We start from the raw sequence: 19,895 nt of genomic DNA, 5'->3' as shown, positions 1-19,895 counted from the left end.
TCCACCGCGCCTGGGAAGCCGTCCACCGCGACCGGGAAGTCGTCTGCCGCACCAGGGAAGTCGTCCGGCGCGCCCGGGACGTCGACCGCCGCACAGCGGTCCGGGCGGACGACGACCGATTGACCCGGCTGCCGCCGTCCGTGAGCATGACGACGCCGACCGCTTCCGGAGGGGTACTCGACTCCGCTCCCCCACCTGGAGGAGGAGGCGGCTGCCGACCCGAGGGTTGCGGTCCAGCCCGAACCGATTCCCTGCGGGAGGAAAGGGAAACCAGAGGCCAGGGAAGCGATTCCCCCACTGGCTGAAGCCGGTGGTCCGCTCGCTAGGAGACTGATGGGTACTCGGTCCGTCCTCGTCGCCAACCGTGGGGAGATCGCCGTACGAGTGCTGCGTACCGCCTCCGAGTTGGGACTGCGTACGGTCGCGGTGCACGCGGCGGAGGACGACGCGCACGTGCGTCTGGCCGACGAGGCGGTGCCGGTCGGCGGCTACCTGGACGCGGATGCCGTACTCACCGCCGCGCGGCGCACCGGGTGCGAGTTGCTGCACCCGGGATACGGATTCCTCAGTGAGGACCCGTCGTTCGCGCGCCATTGCGCCGAGGCGGGCATCGGTTTCGTGGGGCCCGACCCCGAGGTGCTCGGTCTCTTCGGCGACAAGGCCCGCGCGCGTGCCCTCGCCGTCGAGTTGGGCGTTCCCGTCCTGCCGGGCAGCACGGCTGCCGCGGACCTGGACGAAGCACGGGAGTTGCTGTCCGAAGGCCCTGTGATGATCAAGGCGGTCGGCGGGGGCGGCGGCCGCGGCATCCGTGTCGTACGCACCCCCGAGGAACTGCCCGAGGCCTGGGAGCGCTGCCGTTCGGAGGCCCGGCAGGGCTTCGGGCGGGGCGAGTTGTACGTGGAGCGGCTGTTGACGGGCGCCCGGCACATCGAGGTCCAGATCGCCGGTGACACCACCGGAGCGGTCACCCACTTCTGGGAACGGGACTGCAGCGTCCAGCGCCGCCATCAGAAGCTGGTGGAGGTCGCGCCCGCGCCCGAACTGGCCCCCGCCTTACGGGACAAGCTGGTGGACCGGGCTCTGCGGCTGGCCCGCGCCACGGGTTTCACGGGGCTCGGCACCTTCGAATTCCTCGTCCGGGACGAGGAGTTGCACTTCATCGAGGCCAACCCCCGGCTCCAGGTGGAGCACACGGTCACCGAGGAGGTGACCGGGGTCGACCTCGTCGCCGTACAGCTGCGGCTGGCGCTGGGGGACACGCTCGCGGCACTGGGCCTCGCCGGACCGCCCCCGCAGCCGCGCGGTTACGCCGTCCAGGCCCGGGTCAACTCCGAGGTGACGGGCCCCGACGGGTCGGTCCGGCCGTCGACGGGAGTGCTCGCCCGGTTCGACGTGCCGACCGGGCCCGGTGTCCGCGTCGACACGGCCGCCCGCGCCGGCGTCCGTCTGGGCACGCGGTACGACCCGTTGCTCGCCAAGGTGGTCGCGCACGTGCCGTCCGGGGACTTCCCGGCGGCCTGCTCCCGGGCGCGGCGGGCGCTCGACGAGTTCGCCGTCGAAGGCGTACGGACCAACATTCCGCTGCTGCGCGCGATCCTCGCCCACCCGGGCTTCACCTCGGGCGGCGCGCACACCGGTTTCCTCCAGGAACACCTGGCCGAGTTGGTTGTCGAGGAGGATGCGGTCGCGGATACAGCGACGGGCGCGGGCGCGGATTCGGCAGCCGGCGCGGGCGTGGATACGGCGACGGGCGCGGGCGCGGATACGGCGGTGGAGACGGCCGGGGACGCGGCGGTCGGCGCGGGAGTGGACGCGAGTTGCGCCGGCGCCGAGCGGTCACCGTTGAGCGGCACGGTGGTCTCCGTGGACGTGGCGCCCGGTGAACGGGTCCGGGCCGGACAGCAGTTGGCGGTCCTCGAAGCGATGAAGATGGAACACGTCGTGCGCACCCGGAGCTGTGGGCTCGTACGGGCCGTCCACGCGCGCGTGGGCGACACGATCGCCGAAGGCGCTCCCCTGGTGACCATCGACGCGGAGCCCGGCGGGCCCGAGGAGGACACCGCCGAGCCACCCGTGGATCTCGACGCCCGCAGGTCCGACCTCGCCGAGGTACTGCACCGCCACTCCTTCGGACAGGACCAGAACCGGCCCGACGCCGTGGCCGCGCGTCGTGCGGCGGGCCGGCGGACCGCCCGCGAGAACGTCGAGGACCTGTGCGACGAAGGTACGTTCACCGAGTTCGGCGCCCTGGCGGTCGCCGCGCAGCGGCAGCGGCGCCCGCTGGAGGACCTGATCCGCTCGACCCCGGCCGACGGCATGGTCACCGGCACCGGCCTGGTCGACGGCGCGCCGTGCGTGGCGATGTCGTACGACTACACGGTCCTGGCGGGCACCCAGGGACTGCAGAACCACCGCAAGACGGACCGCATGCTGCACCTCGCGGAGCGGCGGGGCATGCCGGTGGTGCTGTTCGCGGAGGGCGGCGGGGGCCGGCCCGGTGACACGGACACCACCGCGATCGCCGGGCTCGACCTCACCACCTTCCAGCAGATGGGGCGGCTCAGCGGTCTGGTGCCCCTGGTGGGGATCGCCTCGGGCCACTGTTTCGCGGGCAACGCGGCGCTGCTCGGGTGCTGCCACGTGGTGATCGCCACCCCGGAGGCGACCATCGGGATGGGCGGCCCGGCGATGATCGAGGGCGGCGGGCTCGGCTCGTACCGCCCCGCCGAGGTCGGCCCGCTGTCGGTCCAGATCCCCAACGGGGTCGTCGACATCGCGGTGCCGGACGAGGCGGAGGCCGTGCGGGTGGCCCGGCAGTACCTGTCGTACTTCCGGACGGATCCGGACCCGGACCCCCGGCACGCACGCCGCTTCGGGGGCAAGCGGACGCCCTGGGGGGCCTCGGATCAGCGGCTGCTGCGGCACACCGTCCCGGAGAACCGTCGGCGCGCGTACGACGTGCGGGCGGTGATCGACGTCCTTGCGGACACGAGCTCGGTGCTGGAGCTGCGGCGGGAGTTCGGGATCGGTGTCCTGACCTGTCTGATCCGGCTCGAAGGCCGCCCCCTGGGGCTCATCGCCAGCAACCCCGCCCACCTGGGCGGTGCCATCGACCGGGACGCGGCCGACAAGACCGCCCGCTTCCTGCAGCTCTGCGACACCTTCGGCCTGCCGGTCGTCTCGCTGTGCGACACGCCGGGTTTCCTGGTGGGCCCGGACTCCGAACGGGACGCGGCGGTACGGCACTTCGGGCGCCTGTTCGTCACGGGGGCCAACCTCCGGGTTCCGCTGGTGAGTCTGGTGCTGCGCAAGGCGTACGGGCTCGGAGCGATGGCCATGATGGGCGGCTCCACCCGGGCGCCCCTGGCCACGGCCGCCTGGCCGAGCGGCGAGTTCGGCGCCATGGGCCTGGAGGGCGCCGTGCGGCTCGGCCACCGCAGGGAGCTGGCCGCGATCACCGATCCCGGGGAACGGGCCCGGGTCTTCGAGGCACGGGTGGCCGAACTGTACGAACGCGGCAAGGCGGTGAACGCGGCGGCGGCGCTGGAGATCGACGCCGTCATCGACCCGGTGCAGTCGCGGGGGTGGATCCTGGCGGCGCTCGACGGGTACCAGGGTGACGACGGGCAGGGACGGCGGGGCTTCGTAGACACCTGGTGAAAAGCGTGCGGGGAACACATCCGGTGGCCGCGCTCACCTGCCGGAACGCATATGACGGCGGTTAGGCTGATCACATGCCGTCCACCCGCCGCACCGCCCGTCAAGCCGACCTGCTGGAGAGACTGGTGGCACTGTTGGCGGCCGAGGGGTTCTCCGCCTTCACCCTGGACGACCTCGCGGAGCGGCTGCGCTGCTCGAAGACGACGCTCTACCAGCTCGCGGGCAGCAAGCAGGACCTGGTCAGGGAGGCGGTCAAGCACTACTTCCGCGGTGCCACCGAGGCCGTGGAGAAGCGGGTCGCGGAGACCGTGGATCCGGCGGACCGCGTACGTGTCTATCTGAACACCGTCGCCGAGCAGCTCCGGCCGCTGTCCCGGACGTTCCTCGACGACATGGCGGACTTCCCGCCCGCGCGGGACGTCTACGAGTCCAATACGCGGCTGGCCGCCGACCGGGTGCGGCAGCTGATCGCCGAAGGCGTCAGGGCCGGCGCCTTCCGCGAGGTGCACGCCGCGTTCGTGGGCGAGGTCGCCGCCGCCACGATGCGGCAGATCCGGCTGGGCGAGGTGGCGGCCCGCACCGGGCTGTCCGACTCCGAGGCGTACGCGCAACTCGCGTCGCTGATCGTGCACGCCGTCTCCTCCTGAGACACCACCAGCCGTCTGGTTCGCAGACACCACCAGCCGTCTGGTGCAGAGACACCACCATTCGTCTGGCCCTCGGAAACCACCAGCCATCTGGTCCCCAGACACCGCCGCCGCCAGCGGTTTTCCCCGTGCGTCGGGGCCTCCGGCTCCTCTTCGGCGGGGCTTCGGCGCTTCCTGTAGCCGTACTGCGAATGATACTGTCGTACACACCTCAGTATCACTTCGTGGAGGCGCCACATGCCGGCCACTCGCACCCTGCCGACCGAGGAAGCCGCGGACCTCGTCGAGCTGACCCGTACGCTCGCGGCCAAGGAGCTCGCGCCCAGGGCTGCCGACGCGGAAGCCGACGAGACCTTCCCCCGGGAGGTCTTCCGGACGCTCGGCCGCAGCGGACTGCTCGGACTGCCCTATCCCGAGGAGTACGGCGGCGGCGGCCAGCCGTACGAGGTGTACCTCCAGGTGCTGGAGGAGATCGCCGCGGTGTGGTCCAGCGTCGCGGTCGGCGTCTCCGTGCACGCGCTGTCCTGCTTCCCGCTGGTCGCTTTCGGCACCGAGGAGCAGCGGGCGGAGTGGCTGCCCGACATGCTGGGCGGCGAGTTGCTCGGCGCGTACTGCCTGTCCGAGCCGCACGCCGGCTCCGACCCGGCCGCGATGCGCACCCGCGCCGTACGGGACGGCGACCACTACGTGCTGAACGGCGCCAAGGCATGGACCACGCACGGCGGACATGCCGACTTCTACACCGTGATGGCCCGCACCTCGGACGACCGTTCGCACGGCGTCTCCTGCTTCCTCGTCCCGGCGGGCACCGCGGGCCTGAGCGCCGATCCGCCGGAGCGGAAGATGGGCCTGACGGGATCGGCGACCGCCACCATGCGCCTGGACGACGTACGCGTCCCCGTCGAACGCCGGATCGGCGAGGAGGGGCAGGGGCTGCGGATCGCGCTGGCCTCACTGGACTCGGGCCGGCTCGGTATCGCCGCCGTCGCCACCGGTCTCGCACAGGGCGCCTTCGACCACGCGGTGCGCTACGCCCTGGAGCGGGAGACGTTCGGCAAGCCGATCATCGAGCACCAGGGCCTGGCGTTCGTCCTGGCCGACATGGACGCGGCGATCCAGTCCGCCCGCGCCACCACCCTGGCCGCCGCCCGCTTGAAGGACCGGGGACTGCCCTTCACGCTGGAGGCGTCGGTCGCCAAACTGGTTGCCACCGACAACGCCATGAAGGTGACCACGGACGCCGTACAGGTGCTCGGCGGCTACGGCTACACCCGTGACTTCCCGGTCGAGCGCCATATGCGCGAGGCCAAGGTCATGCAGATCTTCGAAGGGACCAACCAGATCCAGCGCATGGTGATCAGCCGCGCGCTGGGCAGGCCCGGTGGCGCCGTCACCGTGGTCGGCGAGAACACGGGCACCGGCGGCTGACCGCCGTCCTGCACCACAAGACCACCGCGCTCTGCAAGGAGAAATGATGCAGCTCGACCACACCGCCGCCATCGTCACCGGCGGAGCGTCCGGCCTCGGAGCGGCGACCGCGCAAGCCCTCGCCGAGCAGGGCGCGACGGTCTACGCCGTCGACCTCGCGGCGAGCATCGAGAAGGCTCCCGAGACCAAGGGCGTCACCTATGTGGAGGCCGATGTCACCGACCCGGAGCAGGTGCGGACCGCGGTAGCCACGGCGGCGGACGGCGGGGTCCCGCTGCGCACGGTGGTCAATTGCGCCGGCGTCGGGCCCTCGATGCGGATCCTCGGCAAGAAGGGCGTGCACGACCTGGCCCTGTACGCGAAGGTCGTCCAGATCAATCTGATCGGCTCGTTCAACGTCCTGGCGCTCGCCTCGGAGGCCATCGCCAAGACCGAGGCGGACGACGACGGCCAGCGCGGTGTCGTCGTCAACACGGCCTCCATCGCCGCGTACGACGGCCAGGTCGGCCAGGCCGCCTACTCCTCCTCCAAGGGCGGCATCGTCGGGCTGACCCTGCCGGCCGCCCGCGACCTCGCCCAGTACGGCATCCGGGTGTGCACGATCGCGCCCGGCATCGTGGAGACCCCCATGCTGGCGACGGTCTCCGAGGAGTTCCGCACCTCGCTCGCCGCCGGTGTCCCCTTCCCGCGCCGTCTGGCCCGCCCCGAGGAGTACGCACAGCTCGTCCTGTCGATCGTCGCCCACGACTACCTCAACGGCGAGACGATCCGAATGGACGGGGCGCTGCGCATGGCACCGCGCTGAGGCCGCGGGGCCGAATCTGAATGGCATTCGGTTTCTTCGGTAGAGTGGGCCCACCGGAAGAAACGAGGAGCCACTGTGGGACGGCCGCGTACACCCCTGCTGGACCGTCGGCGCATCGGTGCCGCGGCACTCAAGCTCGCCGACGAGCAGGGCGCGCTCACCATCCCAGCACTGGCCAAGGCCCTCGGCGTGGCCCCGTCCGCGCTCTACCACCATGTCTCCGGCCGCGCCGAGATCGTCTCGCTGATGCGTGAGGAGCTGGCGCTGACCACGGGCCTCGACCTGGACTGGTCGGGGCCCTGGGAAGAGGTCCTGCGGGCCTGGGCCCACTCCTACCGCGACGCCTTCATCTCCCACCCCGGTGCCGTACCGCTGCTCGCCACCGCCCCGCTCACCGAACCGTTCATGCATGCGATGTACGAGCAGCTGGCGCGGGTGCTGCTGGACGCCGGGTTCGCGGACCGGGATGTGATGGCCGTGATCACCTCGCTGGAGAGCTTCCTGCTCGGGTCCGCGCTCGACCTGGTGGCGCCCGCCGTGATGGTCTCCGACGTCGCCCGGGAGACCGCTCCCCACCTCAGCGCCGCCCTGGACGCGATCCCCGCCGACCGTGGCCGCGCCGAGCACGGCTTCGACCTCGGCCTGCGCGCCTTGCTGACCGGGTTCAAAGCGCTGCGCGACGCCTGACGTCGAGGCGGTCCGGCTCGCCGGCCGGCTCCGGCCGTCTGCGCGTGCACAAGGTCAAGGCCGCCTCAGACCAGCCAGACGACGAGGACGACGACGAGCGCGGCGACGGCGATCGCCGCCGGCAGGGCTCGTTTGAGGACGGCTCCGCGGGCGACTCCCAGCAGGTCCAGGGGTTCCGGCCCGGCCGCGACGGAGGCCGACTCCCCGGTGACCCCGGTCCTCGGCCGGGCCCCCGCCGCCGTACCCGCGCCGGTCTCCGGCGCCGAGGCCACCGGTCCCTGACCTCGGGGCTCTTGGGGTCCTCGGGAGTCCTCGGCTGTCGGGGTTGCTCGTGCGTCCGCGCCGCCGCCCGCAACCGGTTCCGGGGCTCCCCGGGTTCCGTCGAGGTTCCGCTCCCTGTCGGCCGTGAGTTGCTCCTCCAGGTTGTCCACGAACTGTGCCAGCAGCTTTGCGCTGACCTCCTGGATCATCCCCTTGCCGAACTGGGCGATCTTCCCCGTGATGGTCAGCCGGGTGTCCACCGTCACCCGTGTTCCGTCCCCGTCCGGGACGAGCCTGGCGGTGACGCGGGCATCGGCGTTGCCCTGCCCCCGGGTGTCGCGGCCGCGCGCGTGCAGCGTGGCCGTGCGTCTCGCGTCGTCCTTCTCCTCGAACGAGGCGACGCCCTTGTACTGGACGGTCACCGGGCCGACCTTGATCTTGACGACGCCGTTGTACGCGTCGCCCTCCACGCCCGTGAGCTGAGCACCGGGCATGCACGGAGCGATCCGCTCCACATCGGTCAGCAGGGCCCAGGCCCGGTCGACCGGCAGGTTCACTCGGAACTCGTTCGTGAAGTCCATGACCGAGCACGATGGGCGCGGTCGGGCGGGGCGTCAATGAGCTCGTCAGAAAATTGCCGAGGACCTCGATCCGGCTAAGGGCTGTCCCGTATCCCCGGCGGATCAGCGCGCGTCATGGGGGTCCCCCCTGCTCGAGCGAAGTCGAGAGCTTGGGGGAGCGGTGCATCGCAAGGCGGAGGGTCGCTCGCATACTGGATGTATTCGGGCGATCCGACAACGCAGCGAGGTGCCGTAGCTGTCGTCGTGCGCCCGCCGGGGATCACGGGACAGCCCTTAGGCCGGTCCGGCGGTCTCTCAGCTCCAGATCGTGACATGGACCGGTGGTCGGAACTCGTTCATGGGAACGCCCTCGGAGCGGGTCAGCACCGCCTGCGTCGCGGCCGGTGTCGTGACGAACCGGCACAGCGCGGCGGCGGTGGTGGAGCGCCGTTCGCCGGTGAGGGCGCTCGCGTACAGCATGCCGCCGAGGCGGGCGCCGCAGACGTCGAGCACGGCCAGGGACCCGCGGCGCACCTCCTCGCGCACCACGTGCAGGAAGGCGATGGACAGTCCGGCACCACCGGTCACCGCGTTGAGCGAGGCCGTGACGCTGGGGAACGCCTTGGCCCTGGTGGCCTCGACTCCGATGTGGGAGAGGAAGGCACCGGACAGGGTGCCCGGGTCCAGTCCTCCCGGCCCGAGCAACCATGGTTCGTGGGCCAGTTGGGCGGGCGTCAGCCGCTGTCTGTGCCGCAGCGGGTGATCCGGTGCCGCGACGACGGCCAGTTGGAAGCGGAGGAACGGTATCGACTCGATGGCCGGTTCGGGGCGCGGTGCCGGGCCGATGGTGACGTCGGCGCGGCGGTCGCGCAGCAGATCGGCGAAGACGGAGACGGGTACGGCGAGCGTGTCCGCGTCGAGGTCGGGCTGACGGCGCCCGAAGGCCGCCAGCAGCGCCGGGAGCACCTGCTCGGCGCCCGCCCCGGTGGACGCGACACGCAACTGTGCGGTGTCGGAGGCCGCCTGGCGCACCCGGTGGCGGGTCTCCTCGGCGAGGCCGACGATCTCCGCCGCCCCGGCCGCCAGACGCCGGCCGCCCGCGGTGAGCCTGATGCCGCCGGACGCCCGGACGAACAGCACGTCACCGAGTTCGCGGCGGAGCGCGGCGACCGCACCGGAGACCGCCGCCTCGGTCACCCCCAGCGACTCGGCGGCGGCCTTGACGGAACCGAGTCGGGCCACCGTCACGAACGCACGCAGCTGAGTCAGCGTCATGTCGTCATTACACCGGTTGTCCGAGCCCTTGGGACCCCCGCTGCACTGGTGTCTTAAGCATTCGCTTCAGTCGCCGTTGACCCACGCGCCCGGCGGCGCGAAGGTTCCCCCGGACCAGGACCGCCGGAAACCGGCCGGTCCTCACGGGAGGGAGCGTGCCGTGCAGGTACCCGCTTCGTTCGACTACCAGCGCGCCCAGAGCGTGGACGAGGCGCTGGAGTTGCTCCGGCGCCACGGCGAGGAGGCCCGGGTCGTGGCCGGGGGACACAGTCTGCTGCCGATGATGAAGCTGCGGCTGGCCGGTCCCGAACTCCTGGTCGACATCAACGAGTTGCACGAACTCGACTACATCGAAGTGGTCGGTGACGAGCTGCGCGTCGGTGCGCTGACCCGGCACCGCGCCCTGCTGGAGTCGGAGTTGGTCGGCCGCCACTTCCCGATCGTCCACGACGCGGAGAAGGTGATCGCCGATCCCCCGGTCCGCAACCGGGGAACCATCGGCGGCTCCCTGTGCCAGGCCGACCCGTCGGAGGATCTGTCGGCGGTGTGCGGCGCGCTGCACGCCCGCACTGTGATCCGCGGGGCGGCCGGTGAACGGATCGTGCCCATGGCGGACTTCCACCGAGGGCCGTACGAGACGGCGGTGGGCGTCGGGGAGATGCTGGTCGAGGTGCGGATCCCCGTCCGGCCGGGGGCGGGCAGCGCGTACGAGAAGGTCGAGCGCAAGGCCGGGGACTGGGCCGTCGCGGCCGCGGGGGTCGCCCTGACCCTGCGTGAGGGGCGGATCGCCGACGCGGGCGTGGGCCTGGCGGCGGTGGGCGCCGGTGCCCTCGAACTGCCCGCCGTGCAGGACTTGCTGGACGGCCGCGAACCGTCCGAGGCCCTGTACGAGGAGGCGGGCCGGCTCGCGTCCGAGCACTGTTCGCCGGTCACGGACAGCCGGGGCAGCGCGGAATACAAGAGGCATCTGGCCGGCGAACTCACCAGGCGGGCACTGCGGCGGGCGGTCGCCCGGGCCGGGGCCGCCGTGGAACGGGAGGCGTGAGGCATATGCGGATCACCGTCAACGTGAACGGCGAGGACCACACCCGTGAGGTGGAGCCCCGCCATCTGCTCGTGCGCTTCCTCCGTGACGACCTGGACCTGACGGGCACTCACTGGGGCTGCGACACCAGCAACTGCGGTACCTGCGTGGTGCTGATGGACGGCGAGCCGGTCAAGAGCTGTACCGTCCTGGCGGTCATGGCGGCCGGGCACGAGATCCGTACCGTGGAAGGCCTCGCCGGCACCGCGGGCGGCGATCAACTCGACCCCGTACAGCAGGGGTTCATCGAGGAGCACGGTCTGCAGTGCGGGTTCTGCACTCCGGGGATGATGCTCACCGGCCGGGCACTGCTCGACCGCAACCCGGATCCGTCCGAGCAGGAGATCCGTGAGGCCATCTCGGGTCAGTTGTGCCGGTGCACCGGCTATCTGAACATCGTCAGGTCCATCCAGTGGGCGGCGAAGAAACAGGCCGAGTCCGCCGCCGCGGCGACTGCCGCGCCAACCGCCGCACCAGCCGCGACCCTTGCGGGAGGCCAGTCATGACCACGGTGGACGAGCCCTCCGCTCCCCCGGAGGAACAGCCCGGCGCACCGTCCGCCGCACCGCCGGGCGAACAGCCGGGCGAACGGACCGGTGAACGCTCCGACGAACGGCCCATCGGCTTCGGCCGGATGAAGCGCAAGGAGGACCCCCGTTTCGTCCGCGGCAAAGGCCGCTACGTGGACGACGTGAAACTGCCCGGCATGCTGCACGGCGCCGTGCTGCGCAGCCCGTTCGCGCACGCCCGCATCGTCTCCGTCGACACCTCGGCCGCCGAGGCCCACCCCAAGGTCAAGGCGGTGATCACCGGCGAGACGCTGGCGGGCCTGGGGCTGGCCTGGATGCCCACCCTGTCGATGGACACGCAGGCCGTGCTCGCCACCGACAAGGCGCGTTTCCAGGGCCAGGAGGTCGCGTTCGTCGTCGCCGAGGACCACTACGCGGCGCGCGACGCGATCGAGCTGATCGACGTCGAGTACGAACCTCTGGACCCGGTGGTCGACGCCCGGCACGCCCTCGACCCGGACGCCCCCGTCATCCGCGACGACCTGGAAGGCCGCACCGACAACCACATCTTCGAGTGGGAGGCCGGCGACAAGGCCGCAACGGACGAGGTGTTCGCCCGAGCCGACGTGGTGGTGGAGCAGACGATGCTCTACCCGCGCGTCCATCCCGCTCCGCTGGAGACATGTGGCTGCGTCGCCTCCATGGACCCGGTCGACGGCAAGCTCACCCTCTACGCAACGACCCAAGCCCCGCACGCGCACCGGACGTTGTACGCGCTGGTGGCGGGACTGCCCGAGCACAAGATCCGGGTCGTCGCCCCGGACATCGGCGGCGGCTTCGGCAACAAGGTGGGAATCTACCCGGGTTACGTCTGCGCGATCGTCGGTTCGATCGTCACCGGGCGGCCCGTGAAGTGGATGGAGGACCGCTCCGAGAACCTGATGAGCACCTCGTTCGCCCGTGACTACCACATGACCGGCGAGATCGCCGCGACCCGTGACGGGAGGATCCTGGGCGTACGGGTCAAGGTCCTGGCCGACCACGGCGCCTTCAACTCCACCGCACAGCCCACCAAGTACCCGGCCGGCTTCTTCCACATCTTCACCGGCTCGTACGACATCGAGGCCGCGCACTGCGAGGTCACCGGCGTCTACACCAACAAGGCACCCGGCGGCGTCGCCTACGCCTGCTCCTTCCGGGTCACCGAGGCCGTGTACCTGATCGAGCGCATGGTGGACTGCCTGGCCGCCGAACTCGGCGCCGACCCGGCCGAGTTGCGGATGCGGAACCTGCTGCGACCGGAGCAGTTCCCGTACGAGAACAAGACCGGCTGGACCTACGACTCCGGCGACTACCCGGCCTGTCTGCGCAAGGCGCTGGACCTCGCGGGGTACGAGGAACTGCGCAAGGAGCAGAGCGAGAAGCGGGCCCGCGGTCAACTCATGGGCATCGGACTGTCGTTCTTCACCGAGACCGTCGGCGCCGGACCGCGCAAGCACATGGACATCCTGGGTCTCGGTATGGCGGACGGCTGCGAACTGCGCGTCCACCCGACCGGCAAGGCGGTGGTGCGGCTCAGTGTGCAGACCCAGGGGCAGGGCCACGAGACGACGTTCGCGCAGATCGTCGCCGAGGAACTGGGCATTCCGCCGGAGGACATCGACGTCGTGCACGGCGACACCGACCAGACCCCGTTCGGGCTCGGCACCTACGGCAGTCGCTCCACGCCGGTGTCGGGGGCCGCGGCGGCCGTGGTGGCGCGCAAGGTGCGGGACAAGGCGCGGATCATCGCGGGCGCCATGCTGGAGGTCTCCCCCGACGACCTCGAGTGGACCAAGGGCCGCTGGTCGGTCAAGGGTGACCCGGCGATGACGACGACGATCCAGGAGATCGCGCTCGCCGCCCACGGTGCGCTGGAGCTGCCGGAGGGTGTCGAGGGTCATCTGGAGGCGACGACCGTCTACAATCCGCCCAATCTGACGTACCCCTTCGGCGCCTACGTCTGCGTGGTCGACGTCGACCCGGGCACGGGCGTGGTGAAGGTGCGGCGGTTCGTCGCGGTCGACGACTGCGGGACCCGTATCAACCCCATGATCATCGAGGGGCAGGTGCACGGCGGGCTGGCCGACGGGGTCGGTATGGCCCTTATGGAGATCATTGGCTTCGACGAGGACGGCAACTGTCTGTCCGGGTCCTTCATGGACTATCTGCTGCCGACCGCGCTGGAGGTCCCGGCCTGGGAACTGGACCACACCGTCACCCCCTCCCCGCACCATCCGATCGGCGCGAAGGGCATCGGCGAGTCCGCGACCGTCGGTTCGCCGCCGGCCGTCGTCAACGCGGTCCTCGACGCCATCGGCGTCCGGCACGCCGACATGCCGCTGACGCCCGGCCGGGTGTGGCAGGCCCTCAACCAGGGCGGGGTGGAGGCACCGCAGTGACGGCGGGACCGCTCCTGGAACGGCGCATGACGGAACTGACGGAGGGCCATGTGCCCTTTGTCAGGGCCACCGTGGTGGGGGGGCGGCGGCCCGCGGGCGCGCGCCCCCCCGCCCCCCCCCCCCCCCGCCCCCCCCCCCCGCGACCCGGCGACACCGCCCTGGTGCTGGAGGACGGCCGTATCGAGGGCTTCGTCGGCGGCAGGTGCGCGGAGGCGACCGTCCGGGTCCAGGCCCTGCGAACGCTCCACAGCGGCGAGTCCCTGCTGCTGCGCATCTCCCCGGCGGCGGAAGGGGCCGACGAACCGGAGGAGGGTGCCCTGACGGTGGCCAACCCCTGCCTGTCCGGAGGCGAGCTGGAGATCTTCCTCGAACCGCTGCGGCCCGCCCCGCGCGTCCGGGTGCGGGGCGACACACCCATCGCCCGGGCGCTGCTGGCCTTCGGCCCCGTCCTGGGGTACGACGTCGCGTCGGCCGGTGCGGACGAGGAGTTCACCGACGCCCGGGCAGTGGTGGTCGCCTCGCACGGCCGGGACGAGGAGCCCACGCTGGTCGCGGCCGTACGGGCAGGGGTGCCGTACGTCGGACTGGTCGCGAGCCCCCGGCGCGGTGCCGCGGTGGTGGCCGGACTGGACCTCACCGAGCCCGAGCGGGCCCGCATCCGTACCCCGGCGGGCCTGTGGATCGGTGCCCGCACCCCGGGAGAGATCGCGGTGTCGATCCTGGCGGAGATGATCCAGGACGTTCACGGCAGCCGCTCACGTTCGGGCACAAGCCGGCCGGGGGCCGCGACCGACCTCATTCCGGTGACGGCGACGACGACTGCCGGCGCGACCACGACTGCCGCGGGGACGGGGACGGGTACGGCCACGGACCCCGTGTGCGGCATGACGGTCACCGTGGGGGACGGCACGCCGTACTCCGACAGGGGCGGCGAGCGCCGCTGGTTCTGCTGCCTCGGTTGCCGCACCGCCTACGAGGCGGATCGCGCGTGAGCGAAAAAGGCGGGCACGGCGAGCCCAGAGAGGAAGGCGAGCGCCACAGCCAAGGCAGCGACGACAACGAGTACGTGGCGCGCTGTCTGCCGGACGTCGGCTCCCTCGGCGCCGCGCTGGACTCACTCGGCTATCTCGCCGACGAGGGCCTGGTCACCGCCCTGTTTCTCGCCCTGCGCCTGCCCCAGCCCCTGCTGCTGGAGGGCGAGGCGGGGGTCGGCAAGACCGAGGCGGCCAAGGCGGTGGCCGGTGTGCTGGGCAGCCCGCTGATCCGCCTGCAGTGCTACGACGGCCTGGACTCCGCGGAGGCCCTGTACGAGTGGAACTACCCGCGACAGCTGCTGGGCATCCGGCTTGCCGAGGCCCGGCACGAACAGCTCACCGAGGCCGATCTGTTCAGCGAGGAGTACCTGCTGCGGCGCCCCGTCCTTGCGGCCCTCAGCCACCCGGGTCCCGCACCCGCGGTCCTCCTGATCGACGAGATCGACCGCGCCGACGACGACTTCGAGGCGTTCCTGCTCGAGGTGCTGGCCGAGGCCGCGGTGACCATCCCCGAGATCGGCACCATCAGGGCGGCCGTGCGGCCCGTCGTGCTGCTCACCTCCAACCGGACCCGTGATCTGCACGACGCGCTCAAGCGCCGGTGCCTCTACCACTGGATCGGCTACCCCGACACCGAGCGGCTCGTCGAGATCGTCCGCCGCCGCGTACCGGGTACGTCGGCCGAACTGGCGGAGACCGTGTCGGCCGCGGTGGGGCGGCTGCGAGGTCTTCCGTTGCAGAAGACCCCCGGTATCGCCGAGACCATCGACTGGATCGCCGCGCTGAACCTGCTCGGCGTGCCGCGTCTCGACGCCGGCATCGCCGGGAGCACCCTCGGCTCCCTGCTGAAGTACCGGGAGGACAAGGAGCTGGTCCTCGAACACGGCCTGGACTGGCTGGTCGCGGGCCGACGGCCGTGACCGCCGGAGCGGTTCCGCTGTTCCCCCAGGCCGAGTTCGGGGTCCGGCTGGGCGAGGAACTGCGGCGCGCCGGGGTGGCGGTGACTCCGGAACGCTCGGTGCGGTTCCTCGAGGCACTGCGGCTGGTACCGCCTCAGAACCGCACGGCCCTGTACTGGGCGGCACGGCTGGCCTTCGTGACGGATCGCGAGGAGATCGAGTCCTTCGACCGGGTCTTCGACGCGGTCTTCGCGGGCGGACCGCGCGCGGTCGCCGTCCGCCGCGGTCGTGGTGAACCCGGCCCGTCAGCCGGGGTCGAGCCCGGTCCCGGGCGGGGCCCGGTGCCGTCCGGAGCCGCCCCATCCCCCGCCGGCAAACCGCTTGCGTCCGGAATCCTCAACGCGACGCCGCGCCACGGTGGTTCCAACCGTCCGGAAGACCCGGACCCACCGACCCACCGCCTTCGGGCGGCGGGCAGTACGGCCGAGGTCCTCGCCCACAAGGACTTCGCCTCCCTCGAACCCACCGAGCTCGCCGAACTGGACCGGCTGCTGGCCCTGTTGCTGCTGAGGACCCCGCTGCGCCGCAGCCGACGCCGGGAGGCCGACCGCCGAGGGCCCCGTATCGACCTGCGCCGAACCCTGCGCGCCGGGCAGCACACCGGCGGGGAGGCGGTGCTGCCGGCCCGCCGCCGCAACCGGCTGCGTCGCCGACGACTGGTGCTGCTGTGCGACATCTCCCGCTCCATGGAGCCGTACACCCGCGCCTACCTGCGTCTCTTCCCGCGCGCCGCGTCCGGGGCGGCGGCCGAGGCCTTCGTCTTCGCCACAAGACTCACCCGGCTCACTCCGGTACTGCGCAGCACCGGTCCGTCTGGTGTGGACGCGGCACTGCGACGAGCGGGCAGCACCGCGTCCGACTGGTCGGGCGGCACCCGGATCGGCCACGCGCTGGCGGAGTTCAACAACCGGTTCGGCCGTCGGGGCATGGCGCGCGGTGCGGTGGTCGTGATCTTCTCCGACGGCTGGGAGGGCGAGGACCCCCGCGCCGTGGACCGGGAGATGGCCCGCCTGGCACGGCTCGCCCACCGCATCGTCTGGGTCAACCCCCGCAAGGCGGCCCCCGGTTACGCCCCCCGCACCGCGGGCATGGCCGCCGCGCTCCCCCACTGCGACACGTTCGTGAGCGGCCACAGCCTCGCGGCACTCATCGAAGTCGCCGAGGCGGTCGCCGACTGACCGGCCCCCGACACCCGGGCAGGGCTCGCTGCCGCTCCGCCTGCCCGGGACCAACTCCGGGTGCACATCCGCATGTTCGGGCGCCATGAGATGTGGGTGATGTCGTACCGGGCACGAATTGGTTGCGGCATCGGCTCGCCACAGCGGTTCCGTCTGCCCGGCGGCAACATGACAACGCATGAGCAGAAACCGTTGTGACGCATGAGCAGGGACCGATATGTCGACTTCCTGCGCGCGCTGGCGATCGTCCTGGTGGTGCTCGGCCACTGGCTGATCACCGCCCTCGTCCGGGGGCCCGGCGGTGAAATCTTCGCGCCGGAGCTGCTGTCGGCCATTCCCTGGACCCAGTGGCTGACCCTGGGATTCCAGATCATGCCGCTGTTCTTCCTGGCCGGGGGCCATGCGGCGGGCGGCTCCTGGTCGCGTGCCCGCGCGGCGGGTGGCACGGCTGCCGGGTGGGTGGGGCGGCGGGCGTCGCGGCTGCTGCTTCCGGCCGCCGCGTACTGCGGGCTGGTGCTGCTCGCCGTGGCGATCTGCTCGGCCGCCGGCGTGGATCCGGGCACGCTCGCGCTGGTGGGGTGGGCCATGGCGATGCAGTTGTGGTTCCTTCCGGTGTATCTGCTCCTCAGTGCTCTGACGCCGGCACTGCACGCGGCGCACCGGCGCTGGGGGCTCCTCGTCCCGGTGACGATGGGCGCGGTGGCCGTAGCGGTCGGCGTGCTGGTGATGACGGTGCGCACGCCGCACGTCGGACTGGTCAACTACGTCCTCGTGTGGGGTGTGGCCTACCAGCTGGGCTTCTGCTGGCATGACGGCCTGCTGACGAGGCGTCGGCCGGTGCCGATCGTGATGGCGGCGGGCGGTGGGCTGGCCTTCGCGGCTTTGGTCGTCCTCGGGCCGTTCCCGGTCAGTCTGATCCTGGTGACCGGGCAGAACCCGAGCAACACCGATCCGCCGTCGGCTGCGATGCTGGCGTGGGCGGTGGCCCAGACCGGTGTGTGTCTGCTCGCCGAGCCGACGGTGCGCCGGCTTCTGGACCGAGAGCGGATCTGGCGGGTGGTGCGGCCCGTGGGCGGTGCCAGCATGACGCTCTATCTCTGGCACATGCTGCCGGTGCTGGTGGTCGCCGCCGCCTTCTACCTGACCGGTCTCGCGCCCCAGCCCGCGTTCGGGTCCCTGGCGTGGTGGGGGCTGCGGGTGCCGTGGCTGCTGGTGCTCGGGGGCGTCATGGCCGGAGTCATGCCGGCGCTGCGGCTCGTGGAGCGCGGGCCGGCGCTGCTGTACGAGAGGACCCGTCCGGAACTCGGCCTGCGCCGCTCCTGGCCGATGTGGCTGGGCCTGGCGGCGAGCGTCGCCGCGCTGGCCCGCTTCGCCGTGCGGGGTTTCTCGCCGGACGGCCGGTTCCCCGTGTTCCCCGCGCTGGGCATCGTGCTGGGCACGGCGCTGATGGTGACCCTGCGGCGTACGGCGACGCGGCGCGCACCCGCGGTATCCCGGGACACCTCGGCTCAACCGCCGAGGAAGCTCAACCGCACCTGACGGTTGGGGTTGTCCCGGTTCGTGTCCACCAGGCACACCGACTGCCAAGTGCCCAGCTCCAGGCGGCCGGAGAGGACCGGGAGCGTCGCGTGCGGCGGGACGACGGCGGGGAGTACGTGGTCGCGGCCGTGGCCGGGGCTGCCGTGGCGGTGCTGCCAGCGGTCGTCCGCGGGGAGCAGGGTGTGCAGGGCGGCGAGCAGGTCGTCGTCGCTGCCCGCCCCCGTCTCGATGATCGCGATCCCGGCGGTCGCGTGCGGGACGAAGACGTTGAGCAGACCGTCCCGGCCGGCCGCCGTCTCGCTCAGGAACGTCTCGCAGTCTCGGGTGAGGTCGACGATCGTCTCGGACGAGCCCGAGGCGACGTTGAGGACGCGGGTGGTGAAGGCATCGGACATGGTTCCATCCTCACCCACGTATCCCGTCCCACACCTGCGAACGGGCCCGGACACCGTCACCGCATGCACGGCGGCCACCGGGCCGGGGCCCGGGCGAACACGGCGAGCCCGTGGCGCGGCAGGGCCCGGGAAGATCCCGGGACCCCGAGGGGTTGGTACAGGCGTGAACGACTTCGGGGTGCAGGAACAGGCGGGCGTCGGCGGCGGCCGTGTTGACGTCGTGGTCATCGGTGCCGGGCAGGCCGGACTGTCCAGTGCCTTTCACCTGCGGCGCACCGGCTTGGAGCCGGAGCGGGACTTCGTGGTCCTGGACCATGCGCCCCGGCCGGGCGGTGCCTGGCAGTTCCGCTGGCCGTCGCTGACGTACGGCAAGGTCCACGGGATGCACGCGCTGCCCGGGATGGAGCTGACGGGAGCCGATCCGCTGCGGCCGTCCTCCGACGTCGTCGGGGAGTACTTCGCCGCCTACGAGCGGGCCTTCGATCTGCGGGTGCGACGCCCCGTCGACGTACAGGCCGTGCGGGAGGGCGAGGCGGGGCGGCTGACTGTGGAGTCCTCGGCGGGGACTTGGTCCACGCGGGCGCTGATCAACGCCACCGGGACCTGGGACCGGCCCTTCTGGCCGCGTTACCCCGGGCAGGAAACCTTCCGGGGGCGGCAGTTGCACACCGCGCAGTACCCGGGGCCGGAAGCGTTCGCCGGCCTGCGGGTGGTCGTGGTGGGCGGCGGGGCCTCGGGCACCCAGCACCTCATGGAGATCGCGCCGTACGCGGCGGAGACCACCTGGGTCACGCGTCGGCCGCCGGTCTTCCGCGAGGGGCCCTTCGACGAGGACGCCGGGCGTTCGGCCGTGGCGCTCGTCGAGGAGCGGGTGCGACAGGGGCTGCCGCCGCGCAGTGTCGTCTCGGTGACGGGGCTGCCCCTCAACGACGCCGTCCGCCGGGCCATCGAGGACGGCGTTCTGGACCGTCGGCCGATGTTCGACCGGATCGTCCCGGACGGTGTGGAGTGGGACGACGGGCGGCACGTGGACGCCGACGTCATCCTCTGGGCGACCGGTTTCCGCCCGGCGATCGGCCATCTGGCGCCGCTCGGGCTACGCGGGGCGGGCGGCGGCATCCGCGTCGCGGGGACGCGCGTGGTCGCCGACCCGCGCGTCCATCTGGTCGGCTACGGCCCCTCGGCCAGCACGATCGGCGCCAACCGTGCCGGACGCGCGGCAGTGCGGGACATCCGGCGGCTGCTGGCGGCGGAGACCGCGGAGCGGGTCGCGGCGTGACGGCGGTCGGGGCGTGACAGCGGTTCCGGCGTAACGGCGGGACGGCGGGACGGCGGTCTGTGCCTGACAGCGGTTTCGGCGGGACGGCGGTCGGTGCCTGACGGCGGTCGGAGCGTGACGCACGGTCCGGCCAAGACACACAGCGGGCGATGAC

16 protein-coding genes are annotated in these 19,895 nt (G+C 72.1%); 13 read left to right on the top strand and 3 right to left on the bottom strand.

The annotated features are described in order from the left end of the window. Positions 1-333 precede the first annotated feature (333 nt). The 5 genes from EF387_RS20595 to EF387_RS20575 all read left to right on the top strand — a co-directional run bounded on the left by EF387_RS20595 (position 334) and on the right by EF387_RS20575 (position 7,227). Positions 334-3,660, top strand: a complete 3,327-nt coding sequence (locus tag EF387_RS20595; protein ID WP_128378068.1) for a carboxyl transferase domain-containing protein — start codon at positions 334-336, stop codon at positions 3,658-3,660. A gap of 74 nt (positions 3,661-3,734) precedes the next feature. Beyond that, positions 3,735-4,307 carry a TetR/AcrR family transcriptional regulator gene (locus EF387_RS20590; protein WP_128378067.1) on the top strand — a complete coding sequence of 191 codons (573 nt, stop codon included), beginning with the start codon at positions 3,735-3,737 and terminating at the stop codon, positions 4,305-4,307. Positions 4,308-4,544: 237 nt separating this feature from the next. After that, positions 4,545-5,735, top strand: a complete 1,191-nt coding sequence (locus EF387_RS20585; RefSeq protein WP_128378066.1) for an acyl-CoA dehydrogenase family protein — start codon at positions 4,545-4,547, stop codon at positions 5,733-5,735. Between the two features lie 46 nt (positions 5,736-5,781). Then, entirely contained in the window at positions 5,782-6,540 is a 759-nt protein-coding gene (locus EF387_RS20580; protein ID WP_128378280.1) for an SDR family NAD(P)-dependent oxidoreductase, read from the top strand. A gap of 75 nt (positions 6,541-6,615) precedes the next feature. Further along, on the top strand, positions 6,616-7,227 hold the full coding sequence (locus EF387_RS20575; protein ID WP_128378065.1) for a TetR/AcrR family transcriptional regulator C-terminal domain-containing protein: 612 nt from the start codon (positions 6,616-6,618) through the stop codon (positions 7,225-7,227). Between the two features lie 65 nt (positions 7,228-7,292). On the opposite strand, the gene EF387_RS20570 is transcribed toward EF387_RS20575, so the two are convergent. Both EF387_RS20570 and EF387_RS20565 read right to left on the bottom strand, forming a co-directional pair. Continuing rightward, positions 7,293-8,069 (bottom strand): SRPBCC family protein, encoded by a 777-nt coding sequence (locus EF387_RS20570; protein ID WP_128378064.1) that lies wholly within the window; start codon positions 8,067-8,069, stop codon positions 7,293-7,295. 294 nt (positions 8,070-8,363) lie between these two features. Beyond that, positions 8,364-9,323, bottom strand: coding sequence for a LysR family transcriptional regulator (locus EF387_RS20565; protein WP_128378063.1), 960 nt, complete (start codon positions 9,321-9,323; stop codon positions 8,364-8,366). 160 nt (positions 9,324-9,483) lie between these two features. Here EF387_RS20565 and EF387_RS20560 point away from each other — a divergent pair, with 160 nt between their 5' ends. From EF387_RS20560 to EF387_RS20530, 7 genes are all read left to right on the top strand, one after another. Further along, positions 9,484-10,368, top strand: coding sequence for an FAD binding domain-containing protein (locus tag EF387_RS20560; RefSeq protein ID WP_128378062.1), 885 nt, complete (start codon positions 9,484-9,486; stop codon positions 10,366-10,368). Between the two features lie 5 nt (positions 10,369-10,373). Then, complete coding sequence (locus tag EF387_RS20555) at positions 10,374-10,913, top strand: (2Fe-2S)-binding protein (protein ID WP_128378061.1); 540 nt, start codon at positions 10,374-10,376, stop codon at positions 10,911-10,913. Beyond that, a complete protein-coding gene (locus EF387_RS20550) occupies positions 10,910-13,357 on the top strand; it encodes an aerobic carbon-monoxide dehydrogenase large subunit (RefSeq protein WP_238431610.1) in 2,448 nt (815 codons plus the stop codon). The genes EF387_RS20555 and EF387_RS20550 overlap by 4 nt, the downstream gene beginning before the upstream one ends. A gap of 26 nt (positions 13,358-13,383) precedes the next feature. Beyond that, the gene (locus tag EF387_RS20545; RefSeq protein WP_128378060.1) at positions 13,384-14,349 is read left to right on the top strand and encodes an XdhC family protein; all 966 of its coding nucleotides are present in this window, start codon (positions 13,384-13,386) and stop codon (positions 14,347-14,349) included. Continuing rightward, a complete protein-coding gene (locus EF387_RS20540) occupies positions 14,346-15,311 on the top strand; it encodes an AAA family ATPase (protein ID WP_420802600.1) in 966 nt (321 codons plus the stop codon). The genes EF387_RS20545 and EF387_RS20540 overlap by 4 nt, the downstream gene beginning before the upstream one ends. Beyond that, positions 15,308-16,528: a vWA domain-containing protein gene (locus EF387_RS20535; RefSeq protein WP_202918326.1), complete on the top strand. Its 1,221-nt coding sequence runs from the start codon at positions 15,308-15,310 to the stop codon at positions 16,526-16,528. The genes EF387_RS20540 and EF387_RS20535 overlap by 4 nt, the downstream gene beginning before the upstream one ends. Before the next feature lie 201 nt (positions 16,529-16,729). Continuing rightward, the gene (locus tag EF387_RS20530; RefSeq protein ID WP_128378059.1) at positions 16,730-18,067 is read left to right on the top strand and encodes an acyltransferase family protein; all 1,338 of its coding nucleotides are present in this window, start codon (positions 16,730-16,732) and stop codon (positions 18,065-18,067) included. Here the strand turns inward: EF387_RS20530 and EF387_RS20525 are convergent. Then, positions 18,037-18,462, bottom strand: a complete 426-nt coding sequence (locus EF387_RS20525; protein ID WP_128378058.1) for a secondary thiamine-phosphate synthase enzyme YjbQ — start codon at positions 18,460-18,462, stop codon at positions 18,037-18,039. The genes EF387_RS20530 and EF387_RS20525 overlap by 31 nt on opposite strands. Positions 18,463-18,625: 163 nt before the next feature. Between EF387_RS20525 and EF387_RS20520 the strand changes: the two genes are divergently transcribed. Continuing rightward, entirely contained in the window at positions 18,626-19,741 is a 1,116-nt protein-coding gene (locus tag EF387_RS20520) for an NAD(P)-binding domain-containing protein (RefSeq protein WP_238431608.1), read from the top strand. The last annotated feature ends 154 nt before the right edge of the window (positions 19,742-19,895 follow it).

Source organism: Streptomyces cavernae (assembly GCF_004023625.1).
Taxonomy (GTDB): Bacteria; Actinomycetota; Actinomycetes; order Streptomycetales; family Streptomycetaceae; genus Streptomyces; species Streptomyces cavernae.
The sequence above is the reverse complement of the archived record's forward strand: the minus strand, read 5'-3'. Positions and strand labels throughout refer to the sequence as shown.